Genomic DNA, 15,977 nt, shown 5'->3' on the forward strand with positions numbered 1-15,977 from the left:
CTGAGTTGAGTTTGACTCAAGGTTAGTTCTGTCTTCCCATTTGCTTTTATCCCTAAAAATCTTAATTCTAGGAATATCAATTCCCTTCTCATCAGCCATTTTCAGAAATAGCAGATAAGTCAATTGTTCAATATAGTCGCCATAATCGATTCCATCATGGCGCAGGGTATGACAAAAACCCCACAATTTATTAACAACATCAGACATAATAATTTTATTTTAAAACCTAATTTTGAGATCCTTCGTTGCACTCAGGATGACAATTGCAATGTCATTGTGAACGAAGTGAACAATCTCTGAGTTCCTTCGCTTCGCTCAGGATGACAACCTGAGTCTCAGGATGACAATTGCAATGTCATTAATATTATTCCTTAAACCAATCAAAACTTAAATCAATCCACTGTGGGTTTTGTAACTGAATTAAACTAATTTTTTTAGCTCTTGTCCAGCCTTTTATTTGTTTCTCACGAGCGATCGCACTTGTAACATCTGAAGTTTCTTCCCAATAAACCAGTTTATTGATATTGTACTTAGAAGTAAATCCAGGTATAAGTTTATTTTTGTGTTCATATACCCTACGTTGTAGATTATTGGTAACACCTGTGTAAAGAGTTCCAGATTTATTGGTCATGATGTAGACATAATACTCTTTTGTATTCATAGGAAAAATGACAGCCTCAATGTCATTTTAAATCCTGAGTGTAGTGAAAGAAACTGTTACCACCGCTCAAAATCTCCGAGATCCTTCGCTTCACTCAGGATGACAATGTTCAACTGTCATTCTGAACGCAGTGAAGAATCTCCGAGATCCTCCGTTTCACTCAGGATGACAACGTTCAACTGTCATTCTGAACGCAGTGAAGAATCTCCGAGATCCTTCGTTTCACTCAGGATGACAACCTAACAGAATTAAGCAGCAATCGCAGCATTAATTTCTTCTATCAATGCTTCCAGTCCATCTAAAAACACTTTTTTCGCCTTTCCTTTACCCCCAACTCGTTCAAAAATTGGCGCATATTCAAAATCATCTATCTCAATTGTGAGATTTTGGATCAAATGCTCTCGGATATAACCCAACCATTTCAACTGCTCCTCAGTAAACGACTTACCCACCATCACAGATGCGATCGCTTTGTCTACTCGCTCCGTCGCCGTGTAAATCGGTTCCTCAGCACGGGCAGCCCGTTTCACGATTGAGATGATATCCGCTAAAGCTTTATTATGCACCAACTGAGTCACCCGTTGAAGATCTGGTTCTCGAAACTGGTTTCGCCCCAGTTTTTCCCGTAGTTCGTTGAGGGCTTCTGGTTTCCAATCTTTCGGGCGTTGTAGTAAAATTGCGATCGCTTCGATCTGTTCAGGATTTTCTCGGACAAAACGGCAAAAACTGTCTAAATAATCTTCAGGTTTTTGTCCTTGAATTTTAATTTCAGAGGTAACAGTATCTTCCTGTTCATAAGCAATAATAAAACTCTGTTTAGCTCTTGGATAATTTTCTAATAAATCTTGAAATCCTTGATTTTGCAAGAGTTTAAAAGTATTCGTAAAATCCTGCTCAATTTTTTGGGTTAACTCCCCTGCCAATCTACCCATATCCCCATCAGGAATATAATTTGCAAACAGATGTCGCGCCTCATCACTCATCCCTCGGTTAATTCGTTGGAAACGCTTGACTAAAGATTTCACCTGATAATCTCGGTCAATATTTTGATAAATCTTCTGAATTACAGTCTTAACTGGAACTGGATCTTTGCGCGGTGGTTCGATATTAAAATCCGTTGTTTTAGCAAAATATTCTATCAAAGAACCACCAAAACAATCAAAAATTTTAAAGTGAGTTTTATTAATTTCATCACAAAGCCTTGTTCCCCGTCCTAACATTTGCACCCAGAGAATCCGAGATTTGACCGGACGCATAAACACGACAAATTCTAAACTTGGAATATCGACCCCCGTTGTCAACATATCAACGGTTACGGCTATTTTAGGTTGAGGACGATTGCGAAATTCTCGAATTTTTTGCAAAGGTCGATCAACACTCGGACTTCCGGTAATTTTTTGAACAAAATCATCGCCTCTCCCAAAAATTTCTTTACAGATTCCAACAATTTGATCCGCATGGGATCGATGGGGTAAATCATTAACCGCAAAAATTAAAATTCTCGGAAAATTCCCCGTTTCTTGTTCATGCTTTTCTGCATAAGTCGCAATTTCTCGAATAATTTTTCGATTACTATCCGGTACTGTAATTTTACGTTCTATATCGGTTGTTGAAAACTCTCGTTCATCTTCTAACTCGTCGTAGATCTCCTGTCCGGTTTCGGTATCAACTACGCCGACTTGTTCTCCTTCTCGCAGAAACGCTCCATTGATGCGAATCTTAGAATTGATATAAACTGCTTCATAATCTACTAAATAACCATCGGTGATCGCTTGTTCAGTGGTATAACGATAAATTACCTCTTTAAATAAAGATAAGGTATGGGTGGCTGGAGTTGCGGTTAATCCAATTTTAATCGCATCAAAATAATCAAGAGTATTTCGCCAAGTGCTGGTTTCTTTGGCAGTATATCCTCGATGACATTCATCCGCAATAATTAAATCAAACGCATGAATCGGAATATCTAATTTTTCGGCATCTCCTTCATCCTCAAGATCTCCATCTTCAGCCGGATCAATGCTACCTTTCCCAAACAGATTAATGCTCATCCGTTGAATGGTTGAAACATAAACGAAGGTATGATTCGCTTGAGGGGCTGTTAAATAAGAACTCGGTAAAACTTGCGGATCAAATGGTTCATCTTCGCCAAAATCTTCTCGCCGAAACCGTTGACTATAGATCTCGTATTCTTGATTAAATTTATTTCCCCTGGGGGTATTAAAGGAAGCAAAGGTTCTGACCGCCTGCGCTGCTAAAGCTCTGCGGTCAACTAAAAATAAAATCCGTTTGGCAACTTTAGCTTCTAAAAGCCGATAAATTTGGGCGACTGTAACAAAGGTTTTCCCTGTCCCCGTCGCCATAGCAACCAGTAAAGCGCGTTTACCTTGGATGATTCCTGTTTCTGTTGCTGCGATCGCATCTTTTTGGTAGGGTCGCAGCCTATCAATGCGTTGGATGGGAGTATTTTGTAATCGAGTATAGCTTGCAGTTTGATCAGTTTCAAATTTTTCTGTTAAAGCATCGGGAGTGTGGAAATTTGTGATTTTTCGAGAGATATTCCGTTCGTTTCTAATATCTAAAAAATAAATGATTTCTCCATTAGTCGAGTAAAGAAAAGGAACTCGATAACCCCGCCAATTTCCTACACCCTCAAAAGAACCTCGTGAGTAGCGTTTTGCTTGTTCAAGGACATTTTGTGCGCCAACAGATACTTTTTTAGCTTCAATAATACCCTGAAGTTGCCCTTTCACAAATAACGCATAATCCGCAGGGCCGTTTGCTGTGGGATATTCCTCAACAGCATGATGTTGAAGCGTGGAAGTATCTAACCCCTCTCGATATTGGATAATCGTCCACTGGGGATTGACTAACCTAAGTTTAGTGTTAATCCTCTGTTGTCGGGTTTTCCACTCTGATTCCTTGCTCATTTGTTCTTGTGATTGCGTACAATGAAAGAATATTTGCTTTGTACGCAATGAGGGGTGATTACTACAGTGGTAGGGCAGTTGCTTTACACTGAAGGGTTTACAGGATTATCGTCTAAATGGGCGATACAGGATTTGAACCTGTGACCCCTTCCGTGTGAAGGAAGTGCGCTACCACTGTGCTAATCGCCCGCACAATTTATTAATATAACACACCTTTTCTGGATTGACAACCCCTTACGGTTTAAGTTGGGGATTGAGGATTGAGTCCCCTTGAAATAAGCGAATCAGTTTTTGGGCTTCAAGGTTGATATTGTGATGTTCAGCCACTTTCAGAGCTCCGAATTTGCCCATGGTTGTTAATTCTTCTATAGGAGTTGTTAAAGCGGTTTTGAGCGCTTGGGTTAAATCGTCTAAAGATCCCGCAGGAACTAACCAACCATTTTTTCCAGGTTCGACTAATTCGGGAATTCCTGCAATATAGGTACTAATCACCGGACGAGATAACGCTAAGGCTTCCATCAAAACAACGGGTAAGCCTTCCGCAAAACTGGGTAATACAAACACTTGGGAGGATAAAATCTGTTGTTGCACTTGAGTATTGGTTGCCCAACCTGTTATTTCAATATAATTTTCTAACCCTAAACGATTAATTAATTGTTCTATCTCATTTCTTAAGGGGCCGTCTCCCACAAAAATTAATTTAAACTCAAATCCAGCCTTGATCAGTTGACTAACGGCTTCTACTAATAATAAATGACCTTTTTGTTCACTTAAACGACCGACACAAACTAAACGACGTTCTGAAGGTAATTCAACAAAAGAATAGTCTAAAAATAGCGGATCAACACCACAATGGACAATCTGAATTTTTGACCAATCTTGATAATTACACCAGCGTTGACATTGACTTTTTCCAAAGGAACTAATGGCGACTACAAATTTAGCGCGTTTGATTTTTTCGGGTAATGCGATCGCCCCTACTTTATCAAATTCCTCCGGCCCATGTATCGTCATACTATAAGGGGGGCCGCCTAAAACATGACATAATAAGGCAACGGTGGCTGAATTAGTGCCAAAATGAACATGAAGATGGTCAATTTGGTCTTGAGATAACCAATGGAATAAAACACAAGCTTCAGCGAGATAAATACCGTGTAGAAAAACACCTCGTTCTGAACCCAAACCCATTTTTAATGCTAACCATCCAGCTTGCCATAAACGTTGAGGATGGGTGAGTCCGACTTGTAATAAATGACTCAGTAAACCCCAAATTCCAACTTTTAAAATAAACCGAGTTTTTTCAAATTCCTGTTGATCGGCGGGATCAATTAATTCGGATTCCAAAGAACGAATTGAGAACCGACTGATCTCTATTCCTTGAGCTTCAACGGCTAAGATTTCTCGACGAATAAAACTATGACTAACTTTTGGATATTGATTAATTAGATAAGCAAGTTTCATGCGGTTTAAGGCGATGCAGGGGTGTCGATTAACGTTTAGAAATTAAGCTTCTGAAGAGGGAATTGTATCTCGTTGAGTTCTGACCCATTCCTGTTGGGGTTTTTTCAAGAAATTAAAATACATCGGTAATTTCCACAGAATATAAAAGGGAATACTCAGCAACGTTTTTAAGGATAGAATCGAACGACCAAACTTAAACCAAGTTAGAAGAATGGCAATTAATAATAGTATTCCTTCAAAAGCTAAACAGTAGAAGGGGAAGACAGAAATATTGAAGATTGCCACCCCGATACTGGCAATTAAAGTCGCAGTCCATAACAGAACTAATAAAGCTAAGGGAGGCACACAAAGGTCTAACGCAATTGCTAATAAATCCAGGCGTTGTTGACGAATAGAAGCGACTATCAAGGGTGTAACTTGAGTCAATAAGGTGTTTAAGTGTCCATGTTCCCAACGGGTTCTTTGAGTTGTGGCTGCGGTTTCTTGGATAGGTAAAATTCCCAAGGTTTTAGCGTCTTCACAAAATAGAGGAGATGCTCCTGATAATGCTAAATCAATCCCCAGTTGCATATCTTCTACCAGATTAGAACTCGCTAGGGATACTTGACAAATCACTGACCAAGGAAATGCCATTCCAGTCCCCGTTAGCAGACAGGGAAATCCTAACCGAGCTAATCCTTGAGGACGAACCCAATTTTTAACTAAAAACGCAAAGGCGGAAATAGAATCTTTGGGAGTTGGATTTTGGGGCGTTTCCATTAAATACATGGATTGGATAGGTCGCTGTTTAACCATCGCCTGTTGAGCAATTTTAGCAATAGAACCGGACTCAATATGGCAATCTGCATCGATCATGACGACCACATCCGGTGGATTTTGGGCTAAAAAGCTTAAACCATAATCTAAAGCATAGCCTTTGCCTTGATGGTTTAAATCCTGACGTTCTAACACCGTTGTTCCCAATTGACGAGCGATGGAGGCTGTGGCATCGGTGCAGTTATCGGCAATTACGATCACTTGATGTTTAAAATTAACTTGAGGTAGAATCGTGTTTAATGTCGCTTCAATGCCGAATTCTTCATTGTGGGCAGCAATTAAAATCGCAATTTGAGGAACAGCAGTGTTCAGGATTTGCGGGTGTTGATCTTTCTGAATCCATGCAGCAATACATTCAATCAAAAACACTAAGATGGGAATGGCTAAAGCCACAGTCATCAGTGTTAATCCAATCGTGAGTAGAATTGCTAGGCTCATCAGTCGGAATCAATTTTAAAGGGGTTAAAGGGTTATCATATCTTTTTTCACCCTAACCTTAAAGTCATTAACCTTCCTTTGTCAGAAAAACTTTACAGAAGTTTTACAGTTTTTTACATTTTTTAGGATTAATAGGCGTTATTCTCGTGGCTAGACCTGCAAAAGTTTAAAAGATTTAAAACAACAACAAGGCAGCAGAATTCCTTGCCTTAGCTTTGATTTAGGCTTGCTCCTTATAGCCAGATTAGGTCATTTAGGGTGCATCCTTGCTATTATTGGTGCTAGATCACAGAAGACTTGACTTAAGCTAGAGTCGAATTGGGATGAATAGGATAAGCTATGATTAGAAATCAAAAAATACTGAAGTCAAAATTTGGAACGTGCTAGATTACTTGATTGATCGGTCTATTTTTTAATTGGCATCTAAATTATTATATGTTTTCTCGATGTGTTAGTTGTTCCCTGATTTACTTAATTTTAGGTTTAGGAGTTCCCGCGATCTCCACCCTAACTGTTAAGGCACAGATCCCTCCCCAAGTGAATTCCGCTCCTCCACCACCTGAACAGGGCTTAGAAAATCCGCCTCAGGATTTCCCTTATCTATTAGGAGTCGGCGATCGCATTCAAGTGAATGTGTTCGGTGTACAACAATATAGTGGTGAACAATTGGTACTGACGGATGGAACCATTAATTTGCAAGGAATTGGGGCACTCTCTGTTGTGGGTTTAACCATTCCCCAAACTCAAACCATCATTGCTCAAAGATATTCCAATATACTCCGACAACCGATGATTACGGTTAATTTAATCGCACCTCGTCCTGTACAAATTGCGATTGCGGGTGAAGTCAGTCGTCCCGGTTCCTATAATTTATCTAATGGTCAACAATTTGCTCGACTCAGCCAAGCCATTCAAACCGCCGGAGGGATTACCCAATCAGCTAATCTCACTTTAGTGCAACTACGACGTGCTGATCCTCGTCAACCCGTTGTCACAATCAATCTAGGAATATTATTAGATAAAGGAGATTTAAACCAAGATCCGATTCTCCGAGATGGAGACAGTATTTTTATTCCAACCCTCACCAACTTCGAGCCAGCTCAAGTCCGTCAGATCGTGTCTTCGAGTTTATCAACACCTCCGAGTCAATCGATTCAAGTGGTCGTGGTCGGAGAAGTCGCTCGTCCGGGTGCTTATTCCTTGAATCAAGACGGAGGAATTGATACCGGCAGTGGAGGAGTAGGACTAAGAATTGTCAAAACCGAATTACCGACCGTCACTCGCGCGATTCAAACGGCTGGAGGAATTACTTATATGGCGGATGTTCGCAATATTGAAGTCCAACGTCTCACTAAAACTGGAATACAAACTACAAAAGTGGATCTTTGGAAACTGTTGCAATCAGGAGATATTAACCAAGATCTCTATTTACAACAGGGAGATACAATTATTATTCCTAAAGCCACAACTCCTGATCCGACTGAGTTTGAACAGTTAAGTAATGCCAGCTTTTCACGAGCTAGTATTGGCGTTAATATTGTTGGGGAGATTGCTAGACCAGGTTTAATCCAAATTCCTCCTAATACCCCCCTCAATCAAGCATTATTAGCCGCCGGGAGTTTCAATCTTCGCCGCGCTAATCAACACTCAGTGGAACTCATTCGTCTGAATCCTAATGGTTCTGTAACTCGCAGAAAAATTCGAGTCAATTTTGCCTTGGGAAATACCGATGAAAATAACCCGGTCTTGCATCATAATGATGTGATTGTTGTTGCTCGTTCTTGGGTGACTAAAGTGACCGATCAAACGACAGAATTGCTATCACCAATCTCTAATTTATTTGGCTTGTATAATTTCTTTGATCGGTTAATTCCTAATAGTAATAGCAACAGTGATTAACAAATAGCTTTCGTCCAGGGAAGGTTTAAGATCAGAAATGAGCGCGTGAGGAGAACACAAGAAACAGTAGTTTAAACATTAGCTGGGGTATAGAATCGCTATGCAACAAGACATTCAAAGTTCTGATAGCCTACAAGAAGGAATTGTCAAAAAAGGCAGTGGGGGTATCCGCCCAATTTTGAGGACATTAAAACGAAATATTGTTCTTGTTATTGGAATGGCTGGAATCACAACAATTGTGGGTTTCCCTTTGATCGGTGAACCTAATCCACCCACTTATGAAGGCAATTTCCAATTGTTAGTTGAACCTGTAACGACTGAAGATAAATTAGCCGATCCTTTAACATTTACTCGTACCGATGGACAACCCAACGATAAATACTTTACGCTGGATTACGCGACACAAATTAGAATTTTGACCAGTCCTGAAATTTTAAATAGTATTGCTGAACAAATTCAAACTCGTTATCCTAAATTTAAAGTGGGTACTTTAGCTAAAAACTTAAAATTGGAACGGGTTGTAAATAGTAAAAGTCGTAACGACCAAACTAAAATATTAGAAGTTTCTTATGAAGGAGAAGATCCAGATCAAATTTTATTTATCTTACAAAAAACGGCAGAAAAATACTTAAAATATAGTTTAGATGAACGGAAAACTCGGATTAGTCAAGGTGTACAATTTATTGATGAGCAATTACCCCAGTTACAAAAACGAGCCAATGAAGAGCGAGGAAAGCTCCAAAAAATTCAACAACAGTATGAGTTACTTGACCCCATAGCAGGAGGACAAGTCTTATATGACCAAGTTCGTAGTCTGGAAAATCAAAGCAAAGAAACTAATAGACAACTTCAAGAATTTAAAGCTTTATATCAATATCTGCAAACGCAATTAACATTTACCCCTGAAGAAGCGGTGGCAGCTTCGGCATTAAGTGAAAGCCCATTTCGTCAACAAATCTTGAATAATTTACAAACTGTTGAAACGCAAATTGCAATTCAGTCTGCTACCTACAATTTGAATAGCCCAGAACTGAAACAATTAAAGGAACAAAAAGCTAATTTATTGAATTTGTTACAAAAAGAAAATGAAAGCATTTTGGGAGAAAAGTTAACAAAACTGCAAGACAGTTCCTCTATCATGTCTTTTCAAACGTCTATCCGCCAAAAATTAATTGCACAACTGATCGATACAGATCTTCAAATCAAATCCTTAGAAGTTCGCTTACAAGGATTAAATCAAGCACTGAATACTGTCGCTCAAAAAGCTCAACTTTTTCCAGGTCTTGTTCGGGAATATAATGACATTCAGCAACAGCTTGATTTAACCAATAAACGACTGAATATATTTTTAGATGAACGAGAAAAATTAAGAATTGAAGTAGCCCAAAATAATATCCCTTGGGAAGTCATTGCTAAACCTAGTCTAGTTTCCGATGCCAAAGGTGTTCCCATAGGTTCAGAAACTGAAAGCCCAACGAAAACCATGATCATGATATTAGGTGCTGGACTGGGATTGGGAATCGGATTATCAATTCTTTTAGAACGAATTCGCAATATTTTTTATACCAAAGAAGATCTCACCGATTGGGTTCAAGTTCCTCTTTTAGGAGAAATTCCTCGGTACGAAAATTTTTCGGCTCCTTCTAAATTAAAAGTTGATAAAAAGTCGGAGGAGTCAAGGTTAGCAAAATCTCAACGTCGCTCGTTAGAAAAAATGACGGAATTTTTGCACGCTTTTGATAACGTTTATGCTAATATTCGATTTCTGTATGCCGATTCTTTAATTCGCTCTATTGGGATTTGTTCGGCGGAATCTAAGGATGGTAAATCAACTATTGCCTTACACTTAGCACAAACAATTGCGAATATGGGACAGCGTGTATTATTAGTTGATGCTAATTTACGTTATCCCCAACTTCATGCCGTTTTAGGAGTCTCTAATCAAAAAGGTCTCAGTGATTTATTAACGGAGAAAGCTACACTCAATTCGGTCATTCAACGAACAACCTTATCTGAAAATCTCTTTATTTTAACCGCCGGTGTTCCCTATGCAAATACTTTTAAGTTATTAGGTTCAGAGTCCATGCAAAATCTTGTTGAGACCTTGCAACAAACTTATGATTTAGTGATTTATGATACTGCGGAATTGCATCAATATAATGATGCTATTTTCTTGTCGGAATATTTAGATGGTCTGATTCTCGTTGCGGCTGTTCATAAAACCCATAAAACCGTTTTTAGAAAAATACTAGATCAACTCGATACCTATCGGATGCCTTGTATTGGGGTTATTATCAATCATCTTCAACTTAAGTCTTCTATCACTTATCCTTTCTATTTAACACAATCTTTTAATCCTGATGAAACTGTTGCTTTAGAGCAAGAAGTTAGAAGCCTTTAGGCCCAGTTTAAAGGTTGGGTGTAGGAAACAAACATCACCTACACCTAAAACCCAGAAGCTCAAACCTGAGACTCTTTACTTAATCCGATAAATCGGGTAAAACCCAGGTAGGTGGCTGCATTCTTTTTTTGCGAATCGCCTCCTCTGCTATTTCTAACATTTGATCTAAGGATGTGTTACTAATAAAGTTTTCAGTAGCTGGAATATATTCTCGATTGGGACATTGATCCCCTAAAATACAGCCATTGACGCAGGCTTCTGCACAGTTAATCGATGTTTCCACAGGTTTCTCCTCTCCAAGTTGATTAATCATTAGATTAAGCTATCTTTAGGTTGAAAGAATAAATCTTCCCTATGAATAAGTTTATCCAACGTTTCAAAAACTTACCTTGGTCATCGTTGCTACAAAGTGTCGCTCTCACTTATTTAATCACCGCGATCGCAGAAATTATACTCATTTGGGGCGTTACCCACTCCCGACCCATCAAAAGAATGATGGCAATTTTATACGCGCCTCCATTCGGATTATTAGTATTATTAGCCGTCGGCGTTGGTGTGGGGGCATTATCCATTTATTTAATCGAAATTCGTCGTTCTGCTGTTTATCTCAATACAACCTGTTTATGGGTATTATTCCTGTGTTTATTAATCGCGTTATTCCTCTATAAATCTATTTTAACTCCCATCATCTTATTAAGTACCTCTCAAATCACCATTATGGGCATTTTAATCGGTTTATTCTGGAAAGGAAGACCCTATTGGAGATAACTTCCTTTCCTTGATCTACCTAGCCGAATCCTTGACCCCGACGGCTTGTTGTCCAAACTAACACCTCTCCATGTTGCCCCCCAGCAGCTAAGTATCGACCTTGAGGATCCCAGTTTAGACAAGAAAACCCTTGAGGCGCGCCCTTTAACATTTGACCAACCCGGTTCGTATTTTGCGATAAATAAACTCGACCATCTTCTGACGCCGATGTCAACAGCAATGACCCCGGTTTAAACGCGATCGCATTCACCTTCTGAGTATGCCAGTCTAACACCTTGGCCTCCCAACCTACCGCCTCATCAACACTTTTCTGCCAAACAACAACCGCCGTTGAACTCATCGTCGCCAGCAGAGGAGTTTTGAGTTGGGCTGTCGGTTTTGACCAAGCCAGTTGACCCACTTTACCCGGAAACCCCTGCATTTGCCAAGGATAAGGATTCCCCCATTGCCAAACCAACAACGTCCGATCCCGATTTCCCGATGCCAAATAATCACCATCACTCGACCAAGCGATTGCTTGATTCACCGTCCCCGTGTGCCAAACCTGCGGATCGTTATCCCAATCCTCTCGCTTCCAGATCTTAATCCCTTGATTCCCACTCAGCGCTAGATCCTTCCCTTGAGGATGCCAAGTTAAATCCAGCACCGATGACCATTCAAAATTCAACGTTGTTAGAATCTCTTTGGTTGGAACATTCCACACCTGTGCATAGCGACCCAAACTAAACACCAGTTCAGGATCTTGAGGATGCCATTCCAAGCGATCAATCCAGACTCGCTGATATTCTAATTCACTCCACAACTGGGGCGGATTCGTATCCATCTGCCAGATCCGAACAATCCCCTCCTGTCCGGCTGTTGCCAAAAACTCCCCATTCACCGAGAAGCTTAAGCAATTAATGGATTGACCGCAACCCGCCTGTAATTGAATCGCTTCCCCACTGTCTCCGTGATAAATGACAATTTCTCCAGACGCCGAACTTGCTGCCAAGGTTTGACCTTGGTTAGACCAAGCGATCGCCGTCACATATTCCGACAGCGAAGAACTCCACTGTAGTTCTAACAGATCTTGCTTTTTGGGCATATTAATTCACCACACAAGCTCGGAAACTTTCCGTTAAACTCATGTCTTCCAAATGGCGACCGATAAACACTAATTCACTTTTACGGGTTTCTCCTGGCTTCCAAAGCCGATCCGCTTTCCCATCAAAGAACATATGCACCCCTTGAAACACCATCCGATGTTCCTCTCCCGCAATATTCAGAATTCCTTTCATCCGAAAAATATCTGGCCCATGAGTTCTTAATAACTCACCCATCCAGATATTTAGTTTTTCTCCATCCAATGGCTGAGACTCCACCAACGCCATCGAACTCACTGTTTCGTCATGTTCATGAGCCGTTTCACTCAGAAATTCGGGATCAATTTCTAGCGCTTGATTCAGATCAAAGGCATTCACGCCTAAGATCGCATCCATCTCAACTTCAGAATTACGGGTGCGGTAAATTTTAGCCATCGCATTCATCCCCCGAATTCGTTGTTCTAGTTCATTAAGATTAGCTGCTTCCACGAGATCAACTTTATTCAACAAAATTACATCCGCAAACGCAATTTGTTCTTGTACTTCCTCCGCGTCCCAATGTTGCGAGATATGTTTCGTATCAACCACCGTCACCACCGCATCTAATTGGGTTTGCTCCCGCATATCTTCATCCATAAAAAAGGTTTGAATTACGGGAGCCGGATCAGCTAACCCTGTGGTTTCAATCACCAAATGATCAAATTTATCCCGTCGTTTCATTAAGTTACCAATGATGCGAATCAAATCCCCCCGCACCGTACAACAAATACAGCCATTATTCATTTCAAAAATTTCTTCATCTGCATCGATCACCAGTTGGTTATCAATTCCCACTTCCCCAAATTCATTGATGATCACGGCTACTTTTTTGCCATGCTCGTAGGTCAGAATCCGATTCAGTAGTGTCGTTTTTCCGGCTCCTAAGTAACCAGTAAGAACCGTAACAGGAACCATCGTTTCAGTTTCCATCATAACCCTACACAACTTATTTTATAAAATGATAACGATTATCATGAACGAAAATCTCGTGCATCGGAGTTAAGAGACAAAAGTCTTGACACCACCGCCGTTTTAAGAGGTAATGCATTTTTTTGCTCAGGCTGAGTATATACATGACTTTTTATTCAATATCCCAAAATCAAATCCTGCCCTTAAATCAGTAATCAGTAATCAGTGTTTCTTCCCTGTTCCCTAATTCTTAATTCTTAATTACTATTGAAAAGATGGATTGTGGCGGATCAAACTCATAAATTCTTGACGAGTCCGAGGATCATCAACAAAAATACCTCGCATGGAACTCGTCACAGTCCAAGACCCGGCTTTTTGTACCCCACGCATCACCATACACATATGAGTCGCTTCCACAACAACAGCAACACCTTGAGGTTTTAATAAACCGTTTAACGCTTCTGCAATTTGATCCGTTAAACGTTCTTGAACTTGGAGACGACGAGCATACATTTCACAAATTCGCGCAATTTTAGACAACCCAATTACTTTTCCATTCGGAATATAAGCAACATGAGCTTTGCCAATAATCGGCAGAATATGATGTTCACAAGAACTAAATAAATCAATATCTCGAACTAACACCATTTCGTTAGTTTCTTCGTGAAAAACTGCCCCATTCAGCAGTTCATCCAAAGATTGATAATAACCCGAAGTCAGAAATTTCAACGCTTTAACCACTCGTTTCGGCGTGTCTCGCAGTCCTTCCCGATCCGGATCTTCTCCCAATCCTAACAGTAATGTCCGCACCGCTTGACGCATTTCTTCTTCGGAAACCGGAGGTTTATGTTCAGTGATAATTCCTTGATCGCGAAGATCATCTGGGGAAAAAGATAAAGTCATGGCTTCAGTAAAACTTGATAATTTTTAACAACAAAATCAACAACACAAACGGGGGCAATTCTCCACCGCATCCGACCGTCCCTATTAAACGAGACAATCGCTTAATTTTTGGCACACAGTATCAGCATTCAGCTTTCGCCCAATCAAGACAATTTGGTTTTTTGGTGAGGTTTGCCATTCTTCTGCATTAATGTTATAGCGAGGGCCACTCAGTTGAAAGATGTGACGCAATTCGCTCTCACTAAACCAAAGAATTCCTTTAGCCCGAAACACCTCCGATGGCAATTCATCACTTAGAAACGCTTCAAATTTTCTAAGATCAAACGGGCGATCGCTTTCAAAAGAAACGGATACAAAACCATCATTCTCTAGGTGATGGGAATGCTTATGGTGATCATGATCGTGATGGGAATGGTGATCATGATCATGATCGTGATACTCATCCTCCCAAGCGTCAATCTGATGCAGACGAGCATCAATAATTAAAGGTAATGCAACCTGTCCGTACTGAGTATGAAGAATTCTCGCCACAGGTTTTACCCCCTTAATATACTTCTCTAATTCTTCGAGTTTGTCTTGGGGAACCAGATCAGTTTTATTGAGTAAAATCATGTCGCCGTAAATAATTTGTTTAAGGGCGGCTTCACTCTCAAAATGCTCCGGTGTAAAAGCTTCCGCATCCACAACAGTTAAGATCGAATCCACTTGAATTAAATCCCGCAGTTCCGTTCCTAAAAAAGAAAGAATAATCGGTAAAGGATCGGCAACTCCTGTGGTTTCAATGACCATATAATCAACGCGATCATCCCGTTCTAAAACACGATAAACTGCATCAACTAAGTTCTCATTAATGGTGCAGCAAATACAACCATTACTTAATTCTACAATCCCATCTTCATTCCCTTGTATTAACAACTGACTATCAATATTAATGTCGCCAAATTCATTGACTAAAACCGCTATCTTTAAATCATTAGCATGGCTGAGAATATGATTTAAAACGGTGGTTTTCCCACTTCCTAAAAAACCCGTCACAATTGTGACTGGCATTCCTCGCTTCGGAAGCGTTGGCCAGTCTGAGTCCTTCACCATAAAAGAATCTGTCCTAATTGAAGAGAATAATAATCATTCTCATTATTAGATCAAAGTTAGCCCAGGTAGAAAGCAACTGATTGAGATCAACTGAAGATTAACAAGGGGTAGAGTCCCAAATCTTGACGGTTATCGAGGATTTGGGACAATCTAAATCGTTCACAGACTCATTAACCAACTGATCACACCATGTCCGGTTAAGGCTTCCAGCACTAAAGCTGAGACAAAACCAATCATCGCTAACCGACCATTAAGTTTTTCTGAATGTTCATTAAAACCAAAGCGAGCGCTGTCATCCACATACATCCGAGGTTCAACGGCATAGATATTCGCCCGTCCGCCTTCTTCGATAACTTGTCCACGATTCATCGTTGTTTCCTCTTGGAATGATCTTGTTAAGAAATATAACATAATGTAACGAAGTATTACAAGCCATTAACAATTCCTGGAAACTCCTTGCAAATCATTAAACTCGTATAGCCCATTGATCAAATTAATTAAAATAAGTTAGGATAACTAACCCCAGAGCAGCTTCAGGCTTAATGATTTAAAGCGTGTAGACGGGGAATTGTGACTGCAAT

General features: G+C 40.1%; 14 protein-coding genes and 1 tRNA gene. 3 read left to right on the forward strand and 12 right to left on the reverse strand.

Annotation, left to right across the window (positions count from 1 at the left end):
- The 6 genes from ACKPEB_RS21805 to ACKPEB_RS21830 all read right to left on the reverse strand — a co-directional run.
- On the reverse strand, positions 1–207 hold a 207-nt coding region (locus tag ACKPEB_RS21805; protein ID WP_408967119.1), incomplete at its 3' end, for a type I restriction-modification system subunit M N-terminal domain-containing protein.
- Positions 208–364: 157 nt separating this feature from the next.
- Entirely contained in the window at positions 365–661 is a 297-nt protein-coding gene (locus ACKPEB_RS21810; protein WP_408967120.1) for a GIY-YIG nuclease family protein, read from the reverse strand.
- A gap of 248 nt (positions 662–909) precedes the next feature.
- Positions 910–3,588 (reverse strand): type I restriction-modification enzyme R subunit C-terminal domain-containing protein, encoded by a 2,679-nt coding sequence (locus ACKPEB_RS21815; RefSeq protein WP_408967121.1) that lies wholly within the window; start codon positions 3,586–3,588, stop codon positions 910–912.
- Positions 3,589–3,705: 117 nt separating this feature from the next.
- Positions 3,706–3,777 (reverse strand) — tRNA-Val (locus ACKPEB_RS21820).
- 45 nt (positions 3,778–3,822) lie between these two features.
- The gene (locus ACKPEB_RS21825) at positions 3,823–5,049 is read right to left on the reverse strand and encodes a glycosyltransferase family 4 protein (protein ID WP_408967122.1); all 1,227 of its coding nucleotides are present in this window, start codon (positions 5,047–5,049) and stop codon (positions 3,823–3,825) included.
- Positions 5,050–5,091: 42 nt separating this feature from the next.
- Entirely contained in the window at positions 5,092–6,303 is a 1,212-nt protein-coding gene (locus ACKPEB_RS21830; RefSeq protein ID WP_408967123.1) for a glycosyltransferase family 2 protein, read from the reverse strand.
- 537 nt (positions 6,304–6,840) lie between these two features.
- Between ACKPEB_RS21830 and ACKPEB_RS21835 the strand changes: the two genes are divergently transcribed.
- Both ACKPEB_RS21835 and ACKPEB_RS21840 read left to right on the forward strand, forming a co-directional pair.
- Positions 6,841–8,202: an SLBB domain-containing protein gene (locus ACKPEB_RS21835; protein WP_408967675.1), complete on the forward strand. Its 1,362-nt coding sequence runs from the start codon at positions 6,841–6,843 to the stop codon at positions 8,200–8,202.
- 100 nt (positions 8,203–8,302) lie between these two features.
- Entirely contained in the window at positions 8,303–10,603 is a 2,301-nt protein-coding gene (locus ACKPEB_RS21840) for a polysaccharide biosynthesis tyrosine autokinase (protein ID WP_408967125.1), read from the forward strand.
- Positions 10,604–10,682: 79 nt separating this feature from the next.
- Here ACKPEB_RS21840 and ACKPEB_RS21845 read toward each other — a convergent pair whose 3' ends face one another.
- Positions 10,683–10,886, reverse strand: a complete 204-nt coding sequence (locus ACKPEB_RS21845) for a hypothetical protein (protein ID WP_408967126.1) — start codon at positions 10,884–10,886, stop codon at positions 10,683–10,685.
- 71 nt (positions 10,887–10,957) lie between these two features.
- Here ACKPEB_RS21845 and ACKPEB_RS21850 point away from each other — a divergent pair, with 71 nt between their 5' ends.
- Positions 10,958–11,371 carry a peptide chain release factor 1 gene (locus tag ACKPEB_RS21850; RefSeq protein ID WP_408967127.1) on the forward strand — a complete coding sequence of 138 codons (414 nt, stop codon included), beginning with the start codon at positions 10,958–10,960 and terminating at the stop codon, positions 11,369–11,371.
- 19 nt (positions 11,372–11,390) lie between these two features.
- On the opposite strand, the gene ACKPEB_RS21855 is transcribed toward ACKPEB_RS21850, so the two are convergent.
- The 5 genes from ACKPEB_RS21855 to ACKPEB_RS21875 all read right to left on the reverse strand — a co-directional run bounded on the left by ACKPEB_RS21855 (position 11,391) and on the right by ACKPEB_RS21875 (position 15,765).
- Positions 11,391–12,455, reverse strand: a complete 1,065-nt coding sequence (locus ACKPEB_RS21855; RefSeq protein ID WP_408967128.1) for a WD40 repeat domain-containing protein — start codon at positions 12,453–12,455, stop codon at positions 11,391–11,393.
- A 1-nt stretch (position 12,456) separates the two neighbouring features.
- Complete coding sequence (locus ACKPEB_RS21860; RefSeq protein ID WP_408967129.1) at positions 12,457–13,425, reverse strand: CobW family GTP-binding protein; 969 nt, start codon at positions 13,423–13,425, stop codon at positions 12,457–12,459.
- A 240-nt stretch (positions 13,426–13,665) separates the two neighbouring features.
- A complete protein-coding gene (gene folE, locus ACKPEB_RS21865) occupies positions 13,666–14,304 on the reverse strand; it encodes a GTP cyclohydrolase I FolE (RefSeq protein WP_408967130.1) in 639 nt (212 codons plus the stop codon).
- Positions 14,305–14,388: 84 nt separating this feature from the next.
- On the reverse strand, positions 14,389–15,354 hold the full coding sequence (locus ACKPEB_RS21870) for a CobW family GTP-binding protein (protein WP_408967131.1): 966 nt from the start codon (positions 15,352–15,354) through the stop codon (positions 14,389–14,391).
- Positions 15,355–15,555: 201 nt separating this feature from the next.
- On the reverse strand, positions 15,556–15,765 hold the full coding sequence (locus ACKPEB_RS21875; RefSeq protein ID WP_408967132.1) for a chlorophyll a/b-binding protein: 210 nt from the start codon (positions 15,763–15,765) through the stop codon (positions 15,556–15,558).
- Positions 15,766–15,977 lie beyond the last annotated feature (212 nt).

This window comes from Planktothrix sp., assembly GCF_046067725.1.
Lineage (GTDB): Bacteria > Cyanobacteriota > Cyanobacteriia > Cyanobacteriales > Microcoleaceae > Planktothrix.

Coding starts and splice junctions, on each gene's coding strand:
- ACKPEB_RS21810 (WP_408967120.1), bottom strand. CDS start 661: ATGAATACAAAAGAGTATTATGTCTACATCATGACCAATAAATCTGGA.
- ACKPEB_RS21815 (WP_408967121.1), bottom strand. CDS start 3,588: ATGAGCAAGGAATCAGAGTGGAAAACCCGACAACAGAGGATTAACACT.
- ACKPEB_RS21825 (WP_408967122.1), bottom strand. CDS start 5,049: ATGAAACTTGCTTATCTAATTAATCAATATCCAAAAGTTAGTCATAGT.
- ACKPEB_RS21830 (WP_408967123.1), bottom strand. CDS start 6,303: ATGAGCCTAGCAATTCTACTCACGATTGGATTAACACTGATGACTGTG.
- ACKPEB_RS21840 (WP_408967125.1), top strand. CDS start 8,303: ATGCAACAAGACATTCAAAGTTCTGATAGCCTACAAGAAGGAATTGTC.
- ACKPEB_RS21850 (WP_408967127.1), top strand. CDS start 10,958: ATGAATAAGTTTATCCAACGTTTCAAAAACTTACCTTGGTCATCGTTG.
- ACKPEB_RS21855 (WP_408967128.1), bottom strand. CDS start 12,455: ATGCCCAAAAAGCAAGATCTGTTAGAACTACAGTGGAGTTCTTCGCTG.
- ACKPEB_RS21860 (WP_408967129.1), bottom strand. CDS start 13,425: ATGATGGAAACTGAAACGATGGTTCCTGTTACGGTTCTTACTGGTTAC.
- folE (WP_408967130.1), bottom strand. CDS start 14,304: ATGACTTTATCTTTTTCCCCAGATGATCTTCGCGATCAAGGAATTATC.
- ACKPEB_RS21870 (WP_408967131.1), bottom strand. CDS start 15,354: ATGCCAGTCACAATTGTGACGGGTTTTTTAGGAAGTGGGAAAACCACC.
- ACKPEB_RS21875 (WP_408967132.1), bottom strand. CDS start 15,765: ATGAATCGTGGACAAGTTATCGAAGAAGGCGGACGGGCGAATATCTAT.